The sequence below is a fragment of the Rummeliibacillus pycnus genome (assembly GCF_050459865.1).
Lineage (GTDB): Bacteria > Bacillota > Bacilli > Bacillales_A > Planococcaceae > Rummeliibacillus > Rummeliibacillus pycnus_B.
This window is the reverse complement of sequence record NZ_JBCMNM010000042.1, coordinates 62,494-82,699: the sequence shown is the minus strand read 5'-3', so window position 1 is coordinate 82,699 and position 20,206 is coordinate 62,494. Positions and strand designations below refer to the sequence as shown.

The window sequence follows — 20,206 nt, the reverse complement described above, 5'->3', positions numbered from 1 at the left end:
CCCCTTTCATTTCCAATATTGGAACCTTTGTTTTTCTCCTTCTGCTTCTCTCATTAAACTGAAATGTGCATTTCGGAATAGGTTCTTGTTTAATTGTAAGGTAAAAATATTATATTGATATTTTTTCAGAGTATATTTATTGTAAATCTAGTGGGCAATTGTTAAGGGAATATTTATCTTTAAATGCAGAATCAGGTAATGTTACCTACATTATAAAATAGCTCTATGTCTAATGAACCACTCCCGTATAGTAAGTTTATAAATTGCCTCGCTATTTGCATTTCCGAAGTGGGCAATATCGTTATATGGTGGATTAATTGTTTCTCCAGTATAGCTTTTTATGTATTTTATAATTTTTTGTCTAAAGAAGTTTTTAATCCTACAGCAACAAAAGCTTGCACCAAATTTTTCTCCTGATCCCTGATGGACAATATAGGCGATACTGAGGAACAAGCTTTTTTATATTTGGTTTTTCCCTCAATAAACTGAATTGAATATGATTTTTTCATTTAAAAAAGATCCCCGCACAACCTACTTGCCAGGTGTGTGGCGATCTTTTTCATGTTCTGATACGCAGCAGATACTATTAAAATAATCTTTTCATTTTCCGATTTTTTAAGATTTAGTAGTAATATTTGAGTTGGATGAGCTTCTAAAAATGCAGCTGTTGATCTAAATCGTTATAAAATGTTCCTTTGTAATTAAAAGTCCGTGTGAAAAACTGATTCCAATTGATTTTCTTGAATTTTAGACGGCAGCATTCTCATAACTAAGTTACGAATGCTAATTTGAAGTCGATTATCTAACTGTGCAGCTTTTCCTATTCGCCATGACAGATTGACAATCTTTTTTGTCTTTGGAATTCGCTGCTTTTCAAATTCACAAAAAGCATCTTGAATATTTTTGCTCTTCTTTAAAACATTGCTCAGTATGATTGCATCTTCAATTGCTTGACCTGCTCCCTGACCGATATTAGGGGTAGTTGCGTGTGCAGCGTCACCTATTAGCAACATCCTATCGAAGGCAAATCGGCTTAACGGCTTCAGATCAATAATGTCATTCCATATAAGATTTTCGTCTTTAGTCCATTTGAGTATCGCCGGTATAAGTGAATGATAATCATGAAATAGGTGATACAAATCATTCGTTGTAAAGGCCGAGATATTTTTGTCTTGAAAAGGCGCGTTGACACATGCGAACCAATATATTTGATCGTTCGCTAGAGGAACAATGCCAAATCGCCCCTTCGAACCCCATGTTTCAGTAAATTCTCCCGGTACATAAATTTTTTTCGGAACTTTTACTACAGCACGCCAACATGTATAACCTGAATAACGTGGTTTTATGTCAGGAAGGCATTTTTTCCGCACCGCAGAATGAATGCCGTCAGCAGCAATAAGCGCGTCCCCTTCTACGGTTTTTCCATCTTCCAGATACACTGTAACACCAGTTTCATTTTGATCAAAGTTAATGATTTTTTTTCCAAATTCAAGTGTACCTGGTAGAAGACGTTGAATGAGTACTTTTTGCAAATCCGCACGATGGATAGTGAAATAAGCAACTCCATATTTACTGTTTAAGCGATCAATGTCCATTTCACTTATCAAATTACCCTTTTGATCTAGGAATTTCGTACTTTTTATGAGATTGCATTTCATTTCCAAGTCATTTGTAATCCCCAAACGCGCAAGCCCTTTCCAAGCGTTAGCGCCAAGTCCCAGACCTGCACCAGCCACTTTTAATTCTTTCATACGTTCAAGCACCTTGACATCATACCCTTCTTTTTGCAATGCAATTGCTGTTGTCAATCCAGCAATTCCACCTCCTGATATAATGAAGTCATATTTCATTCTTAATGTTCACCTATCCTTTTTGGGGTCTGTTTGTTTTTAATCCAATCTTCTCTCATGCAATATTCACATTTGCCGCGACGACGATAATAGTAGGAAATCGCAGCAAGTCCTAGAGCTACTCCCCAAGGCATCCATGACAACATCGGTCCAATTGTCCCTTCAATTTCACTTAATATAATCCCCTCAGCCGGTACGACCTGAAATTTTATAGCGAAAAAGCCAAAGGTAAAAATAAAACCAGCAGCTGTCAAAGCAATCGCTACTATGGATGCGGGAATAACAGCCATCAGAACCGGTACTCTCTTGCCCCCAATGAAGGGAACCCAACGTGGAAAAACCTCTCCCCACTTCTGAATTAATCCGATTGTTAAAAGTCCGCCTCCTACACATAACCCTCCAAAGACCCATTCAGTTAAAGTAGCCATTGGATTCATTTTTACACTTTCTTCTAAGAATTGAGGCTCCACACCAAGAGGGATTCCCAATGCCCAGGCAAATCTTGTAACAGCATATGGCAACGGCGCAAGCGCAGCTATGAGTGTAATCCAATTTCCCCACCTTATTAAAACAGATGGATTGCCATTTTCTTTTCTTCCACAATACCTGCAAGCATTGCGTACTTTACGTTGATAAGAAACAACTGCAAAAATCCACAATAATGCACCAATAATGCAAATGATCTGATTCAGCATCTGCCAGCTAAATGCAAACTTAAACAAAAAAGCATAAGCAATGGCAGAAATCAATTCGACATCAGGTATAAAAAGGAGTAAGAAAACAGCAAACGCCCAAGAAAAAATGATGATTAACCAGTCAGGTACCATTCTCCCCCATGGACGATTCATAGCTAAACTTATGAATACTCCGAGGATACAAAGCACACAAAAAACGAAGCTGCCTGTTTGAAATGGCAGATAGGTGATGAACGCTGAAAAGATTCCTGATTTCTGTTTAAAGGGATAACCTTCTCCCCCTTGTAACCAGTAAAAATTCATTATTCCGTAAATTACTGACCAAAATAAAGCTACATATCCAACCCAAGAATGCCATCTTATCATTTGTTTCTCGCGTTTTTTTTCTAATTCTTGAGTACTAATCTCCATTTGAACACAATCCTTTCTATTTGTACTTATAAAAAGGATAGTCTGCAAAGGTGTTCATTAAGATGACTTCGAGTTAAAGATTTGTTTAAGTTTTCATCCCCAAATAAATGCTGGTTCCATCTGAAGAAGTGGAAATTTCCAAATCTAAATTCATTTCCTTCATCATGAGCGAAACGATTGAAAGTCCAATTCCAGCACCTTTATCTTCAGATTCTTGGCCAAAGCCAGCTCCCTTGTCCTTAATAACAATGAAGGTTGATCCACGTCGTTCTAAAGTTTGAATTCCAATATATCGTCCTGAGCGAGCATGTCGAGTGACATTTTGAATTAAGTTTTCCAAAATACTTTTAAACCAAATAGGGTCTACCTTCCATATCAGTGATTTTTCCTTTAAATCAATATCTATTTCAAACTTATACTCTTCGAATATAGGATACCATTCCACTATCACTTTCCTAACTTCATCCAATATATCCGTGTCTCGCATATCCATTGGATGTTTACCAGCTGAAAGCAGTGTATAAGAAAGAAGATTGTTGATCATTTTGTCCATATCATCCAGTTTGTTATCAACAATTTGAAGTGATTCTATTTCTGCAGAGGACGTTGGATATTTCTTAGCAGAATAAACGTGCTGCCTCATGACTGTTAAAGGTGTTCGTAAGTCATGAGATATATTGGCGATTAGCTGTTTTCTAAGATTTTCTTCCTTTTTCTCCCTCTCTCTGCTACTCTTCAACTGGTTGATCATCTCGTTAAAAGCACCTTCCAGCCTTCCAATTTCGTCCATTTTTCTGATCACGACTTCATCAGGGATCCCTTCATCTCCCGTTACAGACATCGCAAATTGAAGCTTAACAAGCCGTTTGCGTATATTAAAGAAGAAAAACCAAGAGATTAATAGAAAAGCTCCACAAATGGAGATAAAAAATATCATGAATGGAAAGTCTTTGTATAGAGAAATACTGCCAAGATTTGTGTCAGTGATCGGAACTTGAAGAACCATTACCCCTTGCCTAGGATCGTTTCCTATTAATGCAATAATGGTATATATATTTTGATGGTCTTTATTTTGTAAAAACGTATCTACATGAAATTTGCTTTCCTCCATAAATACAAGGGAATCAGTAAATGTCCAATTTTCAGGAATATCGGCAGACTGATTTCCTATGAATCTAGATTCGCCACTTCCATTTATCCAGAAAACCTCAGCCTTTGGATACTTATTTTTTATAGACTGAAGCCGGCGATTAATTACCTCCCCATCCTGACCATCTAATTCAGCTGCAACTCTTTTCCAAATATCTTCAATTTCCTGTGGATCGTACAATGCTTTATTAAATAGAAGTGGAGAATAATAAATGGCTGGAATAAGAGGAAAAAGGACTAAAGCAAATAAAATTAGAAACAAATATCTAGTCATTAAAGATTGTATGATATTCATGATTTCATCCTATATCCAATCCCTCTGATTGTTTCAATAATTTGCGGATTGCTTGTGTCCAACTCTATTTTTTCACGCAAGTGGCGAATGTGAACCATTAATGTTTTATCCCCTTCAATGTATGGATCTCCCCAAACTGCTTCGTAGATTTGCTTTTTCGTCAATATTTGATTTAAGTGGTCTAATAAATACATAAATATATGAAATTGTTTCCCGGTCAAAACGATGTCTGTTTTCGAATTTGTATTCAAAATACGGTTTGCCTTCTGATCAATTCGCAAGTGCATGACCTGAATAATTTCCGGTGAAACAATTCCAAATCGTCTTACTAAAACTTGAATACGTGCAGCTAACTCATCAGGATGGTACGGCTTTGTCATATAATCATCCGCGAAAGTGAGTCCCTGTAACTTATCTTCCATAGAAGTTCTTGCCGATAGCATCATGATTGGCGTATTCGGGTACTTCTGCTTCAGACGCTGACCGATTGTATATCCATCTAAACCCGGCAGCATAATGTCCAAAATAACAAGATCAGCCTGCTCCATATACTTCATTGCCTCATGACCAGATGTAATCCAAATGACTTCACATCCACAATCTGTTAAAAATTTGCTTACCCAAGAGCCAATTTCTTGATCATCTTCTATATGCAAAATAGTTAGCTTCATAAACTAGGTGCCTCCCCTCAATAATAAAACAGGAAAATTCCACCTAATTTTACCATGCCACCCCAATGATTTATCTAATTATTTTAAATTAAATGACATTTAAAAGCTGATTTTATCAGCGAAGTCAAAAATCATAGACGTTGCAAAAAGTGCTGTTAAAAGAAAAACCATGATTAAATAAAGGACAGTCCCCCGTATAAAAAAGGATTGTCGAACCCCAGAAGCTTGAGCATAATGAGCAGCAGTTAAGCCAGCCATTATACCCAAAAAGGAAAACCACGGTTCGAAGAATAATAAATCCCATAAAGCTAGGTCACGAACATCTACTTCAACAAACCCAGGAAAATCCATTGTAATGATCCCTGCCAACAGAAGCGCTTTTGTAATCATTCCACTTAATCCATGCGCAATCAAAAAGGCTGTGCCAATAAGAGTGGGAGTCAATAAAATAAGTGGATGAATTTTTTTGCCGCCAATCAACGGTATCTTTATCGGAACGATCCTACTCCAAGGCTTTATTAGCGCAATCAAAGCGAATCCACAGAACATGATGGCAATACCCGCCATGTAACTTCCCATGTAAAATATTGCAGGATCTTTTATTTTCCCCGGCATACCAATAGTGCCGCCAGCAGCATGATAAAATCTGACGAATACCGCATACATAATCGCGCTAAAACAGCCAACGTAAGCTGGCCATACAGACGATTTTGTAAAACATACAAAGCGTTCAAAGAAATTCACTCTAGAAGTTGTTGATATTTTATTGATATTTGTTTTTTGCATAGGTACTTATCTCTCCATTTCCGATTCATTTTTAGATGGATTACACTCTTCTCTGTAACCTCAAATAACCTCACATTCATTTTAACTATCGAAAGTTAAATGAAAGTGAGGTCATCTTTAAGTTCTGTTTAAATTTATCGAGATATACGATGTATCAAATTATTGCTAGACTGCTTTATCACGCAGGCTTAACATTTTACCACAATTCTTTTTACCTTATATAAAAGTACAATTTCTGGATTTAGATAAGGATTTAGATAAGGAATACCCGTATCAGAGTAATTAAAATTTGACAAGCATTAATACTATGACATTGTTCAAATGACATATAATCCCCTCAGATTTAAATGCTTAATTATTTTCTAATTTAAACATACTCTTTATTAAACTTTATTCCATTAAAAAAGACGTTTTTCTTGTTCTGGAAAAGCGCCGATTGTTGAAGATCATAATTTAGAAGGATCAACTTTTTAAGATAAAATTTTTTCCTTGGCTTTATGGACTTGGGTTAATAACTACTTTATCCCCTTTTTCTCTTTTTTGAACCAAGCATCTAGCAGCTCTTGCTCTTTTTCACGCGATATCCCTGTTTTTCGTTCTAAATCCTGTCTTGTTTTCTCCCAGTGATACACATCGTGAATTGTATCTTCAAGGGGACGGAAGGTGAGGCCAGCATCTACAGCTTTTTCGATGTCAATGCTAAAAGATCCAAGCCATGGTTCTGTTTCTCCTTCCAAAGGAAAATGTTCAGGTATCCATAACGGCATTTCTGTCCAGGGCTGTATTTTATGATCCAAGAAAAATTGCTCATCTGCCCAGACAAATTCGGCATCGCTATTCGTTACTGCTTTACACGTATTCAAAAGTTCTTCCATAGTTAGTTTATTATCTGGGCATGTTACATTAAACGTGCCTGATTGTCTGTTTTCCGCCATTTTGAACACCCATGTTGCTATATCTTTCACATCAATAATTTGAACAGGACGGACTGAGGGCCCAGGTACCAATACATTTCCACCTTGCTCCATGCGCTGGATCCAGTATGGAAGCCGATCCGTATAATCAAACGGCCCGACAATAAGACCTGCCCTGACATTTAAAACGCGCTCCGGCCAATATTTCTCTGCTTCTGTTTCACACAGCATTTTCAACGCACCATAATGCTCGTAAGGAGAAATTCTCCCTTCCTCAACGTCTTTCAATCGATCATCCGACGGCATGGACTGTAGATGATAGTCTTCAGTGATATGCAACGGAATCCAATCTTTATAAACAGAGATGCTTGAAATGAATGTATAATGTTCGACGCTATCCCTTAGCACAGCTGCGATTTTGTTAATTTGGTGGGGGGCAAATCCACATGTGTCCATTACGACATCCCATTTCCTGTTTTCGAGCTGTGATACATTACCGTCCCTATCACCAATTAGCTGTTCCACCTCGGAAAACGCCTCTTTATTGTTCCCGCGATTGAATAACGTAATTTCGTGTCCTCTTTTCAATCCTTCTTCTACCAACGCTCTTCCTAAAAAACGAGTACCTCCCAATATAAGAACCTTCATACGCTTCCCCCATTCGTATTAATAGCCTACAACAAATACATTCGTTTTATATAACGTTTTTCCTTCTAAAAAGTTAAGACTTAAAATGGAAAATGAGCGCTTATCCTTGTTACAGAAAAGCGCCCTTTAATTGAATAATGTGAGAGCTTCTATTAGCTAATTTAATGAAAAAGTGGCTGCTCTTGTTTAGCAATCGCCCCCATTAGTTAAATAACATTACATTTTTCTGATTTCTTGTAATTTCTTTAATTGGGGTACCGTCAGGAAAATGCGGATTTACAACGTTAAGAAAATTTAATGTGAAAAAGCCGAATTCCAATGGCTATGGAATCCGGCTTTCATGATGACTTTTAATAAAACTCGTTATTCAACTATCGCGTGTTCGTTAGCTTAAGGTACTTCCGCGATATGAGTAAACCAAACAAATGAGGTCATTATTTACTTTTATTTAAACGAACGACCAATTCTAATTCCTTTATTTCTTCACTAAAGCCTTCACTATTTGTTCGACTTGGCTTGAGTGTAAATGATTTTGGTATCGTATCCATTGGAGGCAAAGTCAGTACCATATGATGACCATAGTTCCCAACAGCCATGCCTGCTTGTAGTTTCAGTTTATCATATACATTACCATTATTATCGACTACTGAGAAATCAAACCATGGCCAACTATCGTTTTCATCCATTTCAGTAGGGTAATCAATCGTTAGGTCTATTCTTGTTGATAGAGGTGAAAATGTTACTTTGTCGGCTGTTAATGTATAAACTTCATCAATCGTTTTAGTTGTAGCCTTTGGATAAAACTCAAACACATCGCCTTTTATTTTTTCAATTGGGAAAGCCACCTTCAATTTGCCCTCATAGCCAAATAAATCTTCTCCATGGACCGCAACCTCAATGTTATCGCCATAGTCATTATAATTAGAAAAGGTAAATTGATGATGTTCAATTATTGTTTTCGAGTTTATGTCATCTTGCCCTGTTGATCCAATCGCTGGTTTAACGGGTTGTCCATTAATTGTTATATAGCTAAAGCCGGCCTTTTCTTCTTTCATCGAAAGTTCTTTTTGACCTGTATAAACTACTGTTACGATTAACCGGCTGCCATCATAAGCTGCTTCTTTTACAGTCATTGTTAAGCCATTTTTACTATCCTGTTTATCAATTATTGTCGTAAGTTGATCGTGTTCAATTTTATCTGAGGCAATGTCTCTAAAGTCCTTATAAATTGGACCAATTAGGGGAATATTTGATAATGCTTCCGCCATGCCTGTTGAAACAAATCCAGAACCAAGCAAAGATAGACATAACCCACACGCTACCAAGATTGACCGTTTTGTGGTTCTTCCTACTTTTCTTTTTTTCTTGGCTTGAAAGATAGCCATCTTCTCCCTTGCCATTAGCTTTTCAACAGGTACATTTATGTTGTCGATAGATCGATTGAATTTGTCTTTATTCATAAAGATAGCCCTCCTTTAAAATGGGTCTTAGCTCATTTTTCGCTCTATTTAAGTGTGATTTCACAGTTCCTTCCGGATAATTCATGATGGTGGCAATTTCCTTAATGGACAAATCGTGATAATACCTCAACAAAATAATGGTCTTAACAGTAGGATTTAAGAATTTAAAGGCTTCTGATAAATCCATCGAATGCATTATAAAATCAACATTTTCAGAAGCGATTAATTCAGTAAAGATTTCCTCATTATCTGTAGTAAAATGGCGGGACTCTTTCCGAATAAAATCAATCGATTTAAAAACTAGAATTTTTGTAATCCAACTCGAAAAACGTTCAGGCTTTTTTAATGTCTTTATTGAAATATAGGCTGTATAAATTGTTTCTTGATAGATATCTAGAGCATCTTGTTCATTTCTAACGTATGCATAGGCTGTTCGGTACAGCTTTTGTCGAACAGAACCAATAAGTTGTTCAAATGCTTCATCATCACCCTTTTTTGCTTTTTGCACAAATTTTGCTATATCCATTTTGGATCTCCCCTCCGTTACACAATAAAGTCGAATGAGGAAGTAAATCGGTTGCAAAATAATTAAATACAGTAAACTTTTTATACATTATCTTTTTCCATTTCCTTTAGCCTACTATAAAATGCCGCCTGACTGATTCCTGTAATTGTACATATCTCCTTACAGTTTTATCGGTAGTTTTACGTAATTCAATGGCATGATTCATACCTTGATGCTTATCTGTATATTTTTTAACTCTTCCTCGATATTTTCCCTTTTGCTTGGCCAATTTAATTCCTGAACGTTAAAGAGTAAATATAAATATAACTAATCCTTCTTAACTAACCTGCCCGTTAGTTTAAGTGAATTTCTTCACAATTTTCACTATACAATTTGACGTGTTATTCCACAATCTGGCCCTTTAGCTAAAGAAGGCACAATTCTTTTTCAAGAATTGCGCCCGATTGTGGAATATCAAGATTATAATTACTCCATAAACAGAATTAGCTTATCAATATATGTTTGTTTAATAATTGCTTTCGTCTCTGAATAAAGAAAACTCTACATAGTACAATACCTGCCACCCCTGTTCCAATTGGATAAAAAAATGGATAATAAATTGTTGGATAAAGAGTTAAGATATCCGAAAAATACCCCATTCTCATAAGTTCTGTTCCTGAGTAACCAATTATTCGCACTGCAAGTGGGGTTTCTCTTCGTGATTGATACGAAATATGGTTTTCAGTAATCTTACCTTTTCTGTCAATCCATATAATCTTCCATTTTCGTTCATCCATTGGTGTATCGTCATCGGTAAGCCGTTGAACAATGGCAATCTGTTTATTGACTGTTAAAATATCTAACCAAGAAAAATAGCGACTTCCACGGTTACTATTTGATAACCAAATTTCATCAGCTTTTGTTACTCCTTTACCATCCACTAAAATATGAAGCTTCACAATATCACCAGCTTCCAGGCCTTCTTCTTTATCCCATAGTGTTAAGCTTCCTTTTTTTTCAGTAGGTTCCTCTATAATTTTGATATTTTGGCCGTTTACTTTTATATTTTGTACATCAATAATTGTTGGAAATCCTTGATCATCTTTATAAGCATGCTGGATTGAATATTGACTATCAACTACCCATTGCGTCAACACCTCACGAACCATAAAAAATAACGGTAATGCAGAGACAACAAACAAAATTATACCTATAATTAATAAAATTCTACGTTCGATAACACATCCTCCTTATTCCATTTCTACAATAGAATGGGTATTATTATCATATCAAACCAAACGAGCATTCGAAATAAGTTAATGTTAAATTGTATAGGATAAACTACTTATTACAACAATGCAATTGCTATTCAAGCCCAAAAACTCAAAGTTCTATTTTGCTAATCTATGTTTATTTTTTCTTGAGATTCTTCCTCCATTGAATGGTCCCTTTAATGAAAATAAGCGCTGTTCCTTGTTACAGAAAAGCGCCCTTTAATTCAATACCGGAAGAACCTCTTTTAGTGATATGACACTCATTTCTCTGTCGAATGAAGTAGTTTTATTGAGATGAGCTTCTCTTTTATTCATCATTAGAATTTCAAGTCTTTTTTTATCAGGATGCATAATAGTCTATCTGTAAGGTCCAATCGTGATAAAATATCATACAAACAAATAGAGCTTTGAAAACTCATATATGAAATATTATATTGGCTAATAACAGAATAGTGAAAAAGTCATTAAAATAAAGGGGAAAGAAATAAATGGCAGAATTAATGGATTGGAAAAATAGTGCTCACGGGCAAAAATTTATAGCTTCTTTTAGCGGAGGAAAGGATAGTGCATTAGCTCTATATAAAGCAATGATGGTTGGAGAAGCGGTTGGACTGATTGTCATGCTGGAGGAAGAAGGGAAACGTTCTAGATCCCACGGAATGCCTCCGGAACTCATACATGCCCAAGCTAAATCTATAGGTTTGCCCGTATATACTGCTGCTGCAAGTTGGACAGATTATGAAAAAGTATTTATACGTCTTTTAGAAAAGGCTAAAAATCAAGGATCAGAAGTGTTAGTAACTGGAGACTTAGATATGCCTGCACATGGCTGTTGGCATGAAAAGGTTACGAAGTATGCTGGATTAAAACTTGGAATGCCCTTATGGGAAATGAACCATCATGAAGCTGTCGAAGAGTTCATAGATTTAGGATTTGTAACGATCATTGTAACTGTAAATTTATCACTTGGAATGCGAGAGGACGATTTAGGGCGAACGTTAACTCATGAATACGTGAAGGAGCTTGAAGCTCGTGGTATCGACCCCTGCGGAGAAGGTGGAGAGTTCCATACCACAGTACTAAATGGGCCCATTTTTAAACATCCTATTCCAGTTCGTAAATGTGAGATTTTTAAGGATGGAGAATATGCTTTTTTGCCCTTGGAGCTAGATCAGTAACTTTATAAACCTTGATAAAAGTGCAAATAGAAAAAGCATGTTTTGAAAAATGATCAAAACACGCTTTTTCTATATTGAATTGAAACATCCTTTTATAAAATTTGATAATTTTTATAATCCTTTCTACACAGATATGCGAGAGAAAAGCCCCCGTTAGTTGAAAAGACTATCATTTAAATCTTGGATTCATTAAATTTTCATCATGTAGTTCTTCCTTAAAAACTTCACCTTTGAAGTATCCTAAGTATGCAATTTCTAATCGTTCAATATATAGGCTTAATTTATTCTTAGGTACACCTTTTACCTTATACATATCTTTGGGATGAAAATGCCATAGAAGACTTCTCATAATAAACACATACGTTTTACTTAACATCACGGACAATTCTTTATCTAAGTTATCTTGAATTAGAGTTTCATTTGTTAAATCTATTATACAGTTGTAATAATCCCAAAAAGCACTCTTATTAAATTTACATTCTTCGTGTAAAAAATAAATAAAACTACCTTCTTTGCCTTCATAGTTACTTTTTAATACTTCTACTGCAATACTCATATTTCACATCCTTATGTGTTACTAATGTATTTAAAAATCCCTTTTGTTAAACAATCCTGCCCCGATAGTTTAAGTAAATTTCTTCACAATCTCACCTGAATTTTAACATAAATACCCAGAAATTTTTTAAAGGTATTGTTCAATTATATGCCCCGATAGTTGAAGAAAGAGATAAACCAAGTAGTGACTTTATCCTTTAGTTTATATTCCCAATTGGTAATATTACACAAATAATCCTGTATCATTCAAACCAAAACATCTTTATAAGTGCATTCTGTTAATATGTATCTTACTCTTCTTATTAAAAAGCCTAATTTCTCAATTTATTGTAGAGAAATTAGGCTTTTTCATCACTCCATTAAAGCGTCTATAGTCTAATGACTTGATTTATTGATTATTTCTTATAGTTATAGTTTTTGTTGCAACTGTTTGTTGAAATGCCTTATCATGCTCAACAATAACCATTGTGGGATTAAATTGTTGAATAAGCTCTTCAATCTGCATTCGCGAATAAATATCAATAAAATTTAATGGTTCATCCCATATATATAAATGAGCTTTTTCACATAAACTTTTAGCGATAAGCAGCTTTTTCTTTTGTCCACCAGAATAAGTAGATATATCTTTCTCAAATTGAATTCGTTCAAAATCCATCTTACGTAGGATGGATTTAAATAACGTCTCATCAATCTCGTGTTCTTCAATAAAATCCGATAACAATCCCTTCAAATGAGAAGTATCTTGTTGGACATAGGAAATTATGAGTCCTGAACCTAAATTAACTGTACCTGTATGCTGTATTGGATTTCCAAGAATTAGTTTTAAGATACTACTTTTCCCGCTTCCATTCTTTCCATCAAGTATAATTCGCTCCCCTTGTTCAACTTTGAAGTTAATTGGTTCATTTACTATTTGGTCACCATACTTAACAGACACATCAGTCAAAACAACCAATTCATTTGACTGAAATTTTAATTGTTCTAATTTTAACGACTCAGTTTTCTCCACATTTTTTAGTAATTTTGACTTTTCTTCAATTGCTTTTTGTTGCCTTGCTTCAAGGTTCTTCGCTCTCTTCATCATCTTGGAAGCTTTATGACTTACAAAACCCTTATCTAACTTAGATCCTGAATTCGTTGTTCCATTTTTGGAAGCTTCCACTTGATGAGACCAACCTGCTGACGACTTTGCAGACTTTTTTAATCTCCCTATGTCTTTTTGTAGACGCTCATTTGTAGCCTCTTCGTATTCCTGCTGTCTATCAAAATTTAACTTCCAAGTGGAATAGTTACCACTTTGAACTTCAATATTTGCTCTATTTATAGATAAGATATGGTCAACGCATCCATCTAAAAAGATTCTGTCATGTGAAATTAAAATAAACCCTTTTTTCTTCCTTAGATAATCAGAGACCATCTTTCGTGCATCAGTATCTAGATGATTTGTTGGCTCATCAATTAATAGAAATTGACCCTCATTCAAAAATAGTGCAGCAAGCAACACCTTTGTTTGTTCTCCATTTGATAATGTTTTAAATGGTCGATACATGGCCTCGGCATCAACACTTAAATAGGATATTTCACGCAGAAATTCCCAATCTTCTGCATGAGGACAAATTTCTTCAAGGATTTCATGAGTGAACTTGTTCTTATCCGAAACTGGGTAAGGGAAATAATTAAATTCTACCGAAGAAGTGATCTTCCCACTATACTCATAATTACCTAATAATAAATTAAAGAATGTCGTTTTACCTCGTCCGTTTCTACCAATAAACCCTAGTTTCCAATCCGTATCTATTTGAAAGTTTACACCTTCAAAAATATTATCAAAGCTACCTGGGTATGAAAAAGTTAAGTCTTGAACATTTATCATTGACATAATAATTCCTCCTTTATATATCAAAACTTTTCATATAAAGTCGGAATATCCATCTATTTTTTTAATTCCTCTATATAAGTTTGATGGATATTAACGACTTATATAGAGCATTACATGTGTAACAATATTGTCTGAATCACTCATTTTTATCTCTCCTTTATTTGTTAGGTTACAGATACGGATTAATAAAGTGAAACTGCCCGTTAGTGCGGGATAAGTATCAACTTACCTATAAGAGAATAAAAAAATCCTCCCAATTTGTAATCGGAAGGATTAGTATTTCACTTATACTTTATAAGTTCTTATTAATCATGGGAATCATGACAAATAAAGTATGAACTGATTTATAAAAATGGACAGACTAACCCTATATTTTGTAGTTTGAAGTTATTAATTTCAAATTTTTAAATACAGATTAGTTAATCATTATTCATCCATCAGTCCTTTCATTATTCTATTTTTAGTGTAACATTCTTTTTTATGGAAAGCAATTTCACGAGCGGTGTTTCTAATTAAAACTGGACGTATTCAGCAATTACAATATTTCGATATATCCTTCTGTTCCATGCACGCGAATTCGTTGCCCATCTTTTATCAGTTTGGTAGCATTCTCCACTCCGACAACTGCTGGTAAGCCATATTCACGAGCGATAACTGCTCCATGGGTCATCAGTCCACCAACTTCGGTGACTAGGCCTTTTATGGATACAAACAATGGTGTCCAGCTAGGGTCAGTAAATGAGGTGACTAATATATCTCCATCTTCTAAATCAGCATCTTCTATGTTTAAGATGACACGTGCTCTTCCCTCTATAACTCCGGAAGAAACAGGAAGACCCACAATCGCTTCGGCTGGGAGATTTTCTCGTTTGTACTCCCCTACAGTGATTTCACCATCAGACGTGATAACACGTGGTGGAGTTAGTTTTTCATATAATTTGTACTCGTCTTTTCGTTTGCAGATAATCTGGTAATCTAGTTTATTTATGCGTACGACTTCGTGAAGTTCTTCAAAAGTAAGATAGAATATATCTTCTTTTTCATGAATAACGCCCACTTGTACGAGTTGTTCGGCTTCTTTCAGTAAAGCCTGCTTATAAACAAAGTAGCGATGAATCATGCCATATTTTGGATATTCACGATAACCGATGAAATTCCGGATTAGGTCAATCATTCGTTTTGTTTCTTTAGCTTTTTGTGCACCATCTGGTAATTGCTTCAGTCGATCTAATAACTCTTGTTCTTTTTTCAAAGCAACATGCAGCCCTTGCTCAAATTTCCGATTGCTAGCATTCGGCTCGAAGTTTTTGATGTTACCTAGAATCATGGGGACAAGTGTAGTTGGTTTTTCGCTCCAACGAGTTTTAGTGATATCGATTTCTCCACTACATCGCATTCCGTATTTGCTGAGATAATCATAGATAGCGTTCCGGGTTTCGGATCCACCTTCAAACTTAAGCAGATCATCCAAAAAGTTATCATCTTTTACGTGTTGTAAATAATTAATTACTTCTGGATAAGGACGAATCACATCTGCGACATCCAATAGTGCCAGACCCATTTCCGAAGTAATATTGTTTGGTACAGATTGAGAAAGCGTGTCTGCTACGTTTTTTTCACCTAACCACTTCTCCATTTTTTCATTGATCCATGATGAAGCATTCATAGCAGCCATAAATACACGCGAACTCTGTGGGTTAAATAAAATCCTCTTTAATTCCTGGATATCTTCTAGAATAAAATCAAACAAATCTGATCCTGATTTCGTTTGGATGTTTTGTTTTAACTCTTCTATCGACGATTGACTACTTTTGATCAAATCAGAAACGATCGTCGGATTGTTTTCGATTTGTGCTTGAGAACCCTCAGGCGTCACACCTTTATTGCTTTTACCGGGACTCTGTTCTTCCTTATCATTTGGTAACAATTTAATAAAATCTCGCTCTAATACGGTCATTAGTGCGTCTTTCATAAGTGGATCGTGTTGTCCCATGGTATTTAATAAAGCTTTTCTGCTGTCAGGTGAAGCCAGATGATGTGTGCAATCAACAAACAACCTTCCACCGGCTTTACGCATGGATGCAGGAGTCGTTAAAAGGAAAAAAGACAATCCCAACGGTTTCATGGGATCGGTCATCATTTGTTGATGACCAACAGATAAATAGACGTGATTTTCTTGATCATTTGCTTCAGGGATGGGGTATAAAGTCGTGATGGGACGACTCTGGACAATATAAAATGTGTCGTCTACCAAACACCATTCGATATCTTGCGGGCAACCAAAATAAGCTTCGATCTGTCTTCCGATACGCGCTAGTTGTAATATTTGTTGTTCTGTAAGTGTTTGAGTCATTTGCTGATCAGGATCGATCGGCACGGTCTCTGTTCCTCCTTCTTTTCGTGCATAGATGGCCAATTTTTTGGTTGCTATCATCTTATCGACGATTTTATCTTCCTGTACTTTATAACAATCGGCAGAGACCAATCCAGAGACCAGTGCTTCACCTAGCCCAAAACTGGCATCGATTGATAGTAACTTTCGGTTAGAGGTAATCGGATCAGCGGTAAATAAAATCCCTGAAGCCTGTGGGAAAACCATCCTTTGAACGATAACGGATAAATAAACTTGACTGTGGTCAAATCCATTTTGTATACGGTAGATTACCGCGCGATCCGTGAAAAGAGAAGCCCAACATTTTCTAATATGCTGCAAGATGGCTTCTTTTCCGATGATATTTAAATAGGTGTCTTGTTGACCAGCAAAGGAGGCATGTGGCAAATCTTCAGCGGTCGCACTAGAACGCACTGCATAAGCATGTTCATCGCCAAACTTTGAGAGATAGTCAGCAACTACGCACGCAACATCGGAAGGAATTTCTACTTCCATAATAATTTGTCTAATCTTCTTGCTGATTTCACCAATTTGATCTCGTTCTTCTACTTTTAGCATTGTTAGGCGATCCAACAAAGAACGATACATTTCGTTATGTTCGATGGCTTTTTGATATCCCTCTGTTGTAACACAAAATCCTTCTGGTACTTGTATTCCTTGAATTTTTGATAATTCCCCTAAATTCAACCCTTTTCCGCCAACGAGCAATAGCTGTGTTTTATCTATCTCCTGAAAATCGATAACCAAAGAACTCATCTGCATCGCTCCTAACCATTAATGTGTTATTGATTTTAGCAGTAATAAATGGGAATAAACAGTCTATATTGACCATTTTTTATATGGTATAATTAAAGTAGGAAGAGTACAAAAAAGCGAAACCTTACCATACAGTAGTAAACTGATGCCTCGGTTCATCCACTCGAAAGTAGCTCAAATGCCTTTTAGCCCACTGTTTAAAACAACTTTTTCCTTTTATTCCCCATATAATATCTTATATTAATTTGAGTTATCAAATTCTTAATAAAATCCCCTGCCCATTGGCATAAGTACTCAAAACAATTCACGATTGAATCAAAGCTTCCCATTTTAACAGAACTACAGAAAGGCAAAAAATGTTATACTTATTAAAAATTATCAAAAGTACCAAAAATCCCCTCAACAACATTGTCAGCAGTCACCTGAGTAAGTGGAATTCTCTTGATTGTAATTGATTGAACACCCCAATAATATCGATCACTTGCTTCTTGGTCCTGTGCTTCGATGTGCAAGAACCCTCCATCCTCTTGTATGTCCATGATATCTGGATTACGTAGTGGATAATAGAATCGCCAGTGATTCGATGGGGAACAGCCGATGGACCAATTTTGGATATCATTATATTCGAAATTAAAAGCCGAATACATGGTAAATGCTCCATTTCTTAGAGTGTATAGTCTTCGTCATATAATTCGATTTCCATAACATACTAGGGCCCATCTCGCCATTCATTATCTTATTCTATATCATTCTTATTTTGGAATAAGAGAATAAAACCCTTAATCATCCAGCCTGAAAAGTAATTATTCGATTTATCTCTTAAAAATTTGTCACGACACTTACATAATCACCTTTCTCAGTACGATTATTGAAAGGAAGACCGGATAAAAGAACAATTGTATCTACTGCATTATCGAGACTTAACTGCCCTTACCCACGAACTTACACGTAGAGGTAGGAAAAGTAGTCGCAGAATAAAATAGAAAAAAGAGTAATTAAAATAGTATAGGGGGAAGTATATGTTAAAGAATTGGACTTTGTTCGAGAAATTATGGTTAATCATTTCAACCGCAGTTATCGTTACACTAAGTTTTATTTGGAAGGACACACTAATTGGTTTTATTTCATCTATCACCGGAATTATTTGCGTCGTCTTAGTTGCGAAAGGTAAGATATCGAATTTCTATTTTGGACTTGTGAATGCAATTGCTTATGGATATGTCGCTTACGGTTACGGATTATATGGAGAAGCTATGCTCAATATCCTCTTCTATGCACCTATTCAATTTATTGCATTCTTCGCATGGATTAAGCACAAGAAATCAGTAAATGACGCGGTAAACGGGGAAGAAGTTTATGCGAAACGGTTAAGTAAGAAGCAGTGGATTATCTTAGGAGTAATCATAGCAGTTGGTTGGATTGCTTACGCGGAAATTCTATTCTTCTTTAATGCACAACAAGTACGATTAGATAGCCTTGCAGTTGTTCTTTCTGTAATTGCACAGTTCCTACTTTTATTCCGATACGCTGAACAATGGGTAATGTGGATTGTCGTAGATGTTCTAACGATTTCTCTTTGGATTGTAACGCTTGTTTCAAGCGGAGGAAATGACTGGGCGGTATTAGTGATGTGGATTGCATTCCTAATTAACGCAATTTACGGATATATCAACTGGCTGCGCATTTCTAAGGAGGGAAAATAGTATGAACTACGGAGTAGAAGTTTCAGAATACAAAGGAAAAACAATTGGTGTCTACGGAGGGAAGTTTCTCCCCTTCCATAAGGGACATCTAAGTTGTATCTTAAAAGCACAATCAATGGTAGATATCCTTTTCGTTGTCGTAGGTTATGATGATGATTACGATAAATCATTATGCAAAGGAGCTTCCTTCAAATGGGTATCGAATAAAGTCCGGGAACGTTGGATTTCCCGCGAACTAAAAGATTTCCCTAATATCCGCGTATTTTCTCAATATGAAAGGCGTTCCGACGATTACATGAACGATCCTTCTATTTTAATTTCCTATGCAGAGTTGCTCGAGAAAGTCGGAGGGAGAATTGACATGGTATTTAGTAGTGAATTTACCTACGAAGAATACTTTGCAAAATATCTTCCGGAAAGTAAGCACGTAGTTTTAGATTACGGACGAATAGATGTTTTTGTTTCTGCTACAGATATTAGAACCAATGGGATTTACGAAATGTGGGATTTCCTACCGAAAGCAGTTCGCGAGTATTATACGAAGAGAGTTGCAATTTGTGGAATTGAATCCGCGGGAAAAACGCACCTTATCAAGATGTTAGCGAGAAGGTTTGATACAAATAGTATTGCAGAGTACGGAAGAACGTACTACGACGAGCTGAATAATTTCAGCGGTGTCGATGAAGAAAGCGATTATCCTAAAATTGCCATAGGGCATTGCCATATCATGAATGAAGCGTCGAAGGAATCGAACAAAGTATTATTAGTAGATACGGATTTAGTCTACACGCAATATTTCTACTCAAGAAGTTTCGGTCAACCTTCCGTACTACTTGACCAATTAATTTCCGGAAGAGAGGAGAAAATAGATACTTACATCTATATCGAACCGCACAATTACCATGAACTCGATGGTACACGAAGACCTATAGAAGAGGCGGAGCGAAAAGTAAGGAATACGTTTTTGAAAAGTATTTACGCGGAATACGGAATCGACTTAATCATTGTTGATGAACCTGACCGACTAAAACGTTACGAAAAATGTGTAGAAATTATCAAGAAGGTACTATAATGGCATATATTAT

General features: G+C 36.0%; 17 protein-coding genes and 1 pseudogene. 3 read left to right on the top strand and 15 right to left on the bottom strand.

What is annotated here, in order from left to right; translation table 11 throughout:
• Nucleotides 1-347 precede the first annotated feature (347 nt).
• The 11 genes and pseudogenes from ABE048_RS10410 to ABE048_RS10360 all read right to left on the bottom strand — a co-directional run bounded on the left by ABE048_RS10410 (nucleotide 348) and on the right by ABE048_RS10360 (nucleotide 10,586).
• A complete protein-coding gene (locus tag ABE048_RS10410) occupies nucleotides 348-509 on the bottom strand; it encodes a hypothetical protein (protein WP_430311164.1) in 162 nt (53 codons plus the stop codon).
• Between the two features lie 192 nt (nucleotides 510-701).
• Nucleotides 702-1,850 (bottom strand): FAD-dependent monooxygenase, encoded by a 1,149-nt coding sequence (locus tag ABE048_RS10405; protein WP_430311163.1) that lies wholly within the window; start codon nucleotides 1,848-1,850, stop codon nucleotides 702-704.
• A gap of 2 nt (nucleotides 1,851-1,852) precedes the next feature.
• On the bottom strand, nucleotides 1,853-2,956 hold the full coding sequence (locus ABE048_RS10400; RefSeq protein ID WP_430311161.1) for a hypothetical protein: 1,104 nt from the start codon (nucleotides 2,954-2,956) through the stop codon (nucleotides 1,853-1,855).
• Nucleotides 2,957-3,041: 85 nt separating this feature from the next.
• A complete protein-coding gene (locus ABE048_RS10395; protein ID WP_430311159.1) occupies nucleotides 3,042-4,400 on the bottom strand; it encodes a histidine kinase dimerization/phospho-acceptor domain-containing protein in 1,359 nt (452 codons plus the stop codon).
• Complete coding sequence (locus tag ABE048_RS10390; RefSeq protein ID WP_430311157.1) at nucleotides 4,397-5,071, bottom strand: response regulator transcription factor; 675 nt, start codon at nucleotides 5,069-5,071, stop codon at nucleotides 4,397-4,399. The genes ABE048_RS10395 and ABE048_RS10390 overlap by 4 nt, the downstream gene beginning before the upstream one ends.
• 99 nt (nucleotides 5,072-5,170) lie before the next feature.
• The gene (locus ABE048_RS10385; RefSeq protein WP_430311155.1) at nucleotides 5,171-5,857 is read right to left on the bottom strand and encodes a DUF3995 domain-containing protein; all 687 of its coding nucleotides are present in this window, start codon (nucleotides 5,855-5,857) and stop codon (nucleotides 5,171-5,173) included.
• A 515-nt stretch (nucleotides 5,858-6,372) separates the two neighbouring features.
• The gene (locus tag ABE048_RS10380; RefSeq protein ID WP_430311153.1) at nucleotides 6,373-7,419 is read right to left on the bottom strand and encodes an SDR family oxidoreductase; all 1,047 of its coding nucleotides are present in this window, start codon (nucleotides 7,417-7,419) and stop codon (nucleotides 6,373-6,375) included.
• Between the two features lie 434 nt (nucleotides 7,420-7,853).
• Nucleotides 7,854-8,879 carry a DUF4179 domain-containing protein gene (locus tag ABE048_RS10375; RefSeq protein ID WP_430311152.1) on the bottom strand — a complete coding sequence of 342 codons (1,026 nt, stop codon included), beginning with the start codon at nucleotides 8,877-8,879 and terminating at the stop codon, nucleotides 7,854-7,856.
• A complete protein-coding gene (locus ABE048_RS10370) occupies nucleotides 8,872-9,405 on the bottom strand; it encodes a sigma-70 family RNA polymerase sigma factor (RefSeq protein WP_430311150.1) in 534 nt (177 codons plus the stop codon). The genes ABE048_RS10375 and ABE048_RS10370 overlap by 8 nt, the downstream gene beginning before the upstream one ends.
• 80 nt (nucleotides 9,406-9,485) lie before the next feature.
• Nucleotides 9,486-9,688 (bottom strand): annotated as a pseudogene (locus ABE048_RS10365) (recombinase family protein); the annotation flags it as partial.
• Between the two features lie 199 nt (nucleotides 9,689-9,887).
• Nucleotides 9,888-10,586: a hypothetical protein gene (locus ABE048_RS10360; protein ID WP_430311148.1), complete on the bottom strand. Its 699-nt coding sequence runs from the start codon at nucleotides 10,584-10,586 to the stop codon at nucleotides 9,888-9,890.
• 560 nt (nucleotides 10,587-11,146) lie between these two features.
• Between ABE048_RS10360 and ABE048_RS10355 the strand changes: the two genes are divergently transcribed.
• Nucleotides 11,147-11,836, top strand: coding sequence for a diphthine--ammonia ligase (locus ABE048_RS10355; RefSeq protein ID WP_430311146.1), 690 nt, complete (start codon nucleotides 11,147-11,149; stop codon nucleotides 11,834-11,836).
• A gap of 169 nt (nucleotides 11,837-12,005) precedes the next feature.
• Here the strand turns inward: ABE048_RS10355 and ABE048_RS10350 are convergent, their stop codons facing one another.
• From ABE048_RS10350 to ABE048_RS10335, 4 genes are all read right to left on the bottom strand, one after another.
• On the bottom strand, nucleotides 12,006-12,392 hold the full coding sequence (locus ABE048_RS10350) for a hypothetical protein (RefSeq protein WP_430311144.1): 387 nt from the start codon (nucleotides 12,390-12,392) through the stop codon (nucleotides 12,006-12,008).
• 387 nt (nucleotides 12,393-12,779) lie between these two features.
• A complete protein-coding gene (locus tag ABE048_RS10345) occupies nucleotides 12,780-14,270 on the bottom strand; it encodes an Lsa family ABC-F type ribosomal protection protein (protein ID WP_430311143.1) in 1,491 nt (496 codons plus the stop codon).
• Between the two features lie 535 nt (nucleotides 14,271-14,805).
• Nucleotides 14,806-17,418, bottom strand: coding sequence for a phosphoenolpyruvate synthase (gene ppsA, locus ABE048_RS10340; protein ID WP_430311141.1), 2,613 nt, complete (start codon nucleotides 17,416-17,418; stop codon nucleotides 14,806-14,808).
• Between the two features lie 368 nt (nucleotides 17,419-17,786).
• A complete protein-coding gene (locus ABE048_RS10335) occupies nucleotides 17,787-18,065 on the bottom strand; it encodes a hypothetical protein (RefSeq protein WP_430311140.1) in 279 nt (92 codons plus the stop codon).
• A gap of 372 nt (nucleotides 18,066-18,437) precedes the next feature.
• On the opposite strand from ABE048_RS10335, the gene pnuC reads away from it, so the two are divergent.
• Nucleotides 18,438-19,121 (top strand): nicotinamide riboside transporter PnuC, encoded by a 684-nt coding sequence (pnuC, locus tag ABE048_RS10330; RefSeq protein WP_430311139.1) that lies wholly within the window; start codon nucleotides 18,438-18,440, stop codon nucleotides 19,119-19,121.
• Nucleotide 19,122: 1 nt separating this feature from the next.
• Entirely contained in the window at nucleotides 19,123-20,193 is a 1,071-nt protein-coding gene (gene nadR / locus ABE048_RS10325; RefSeq protein ID WP_430311137.1) for a multifunctional transcriptional regulator/nicotinamide-nucleotide adenylyltransferase/ribosylnicotinamide kinase NadR, read from the top strand.
• Nucleotides 20,194-20,206: the final 13 nt, after the last annotated feature.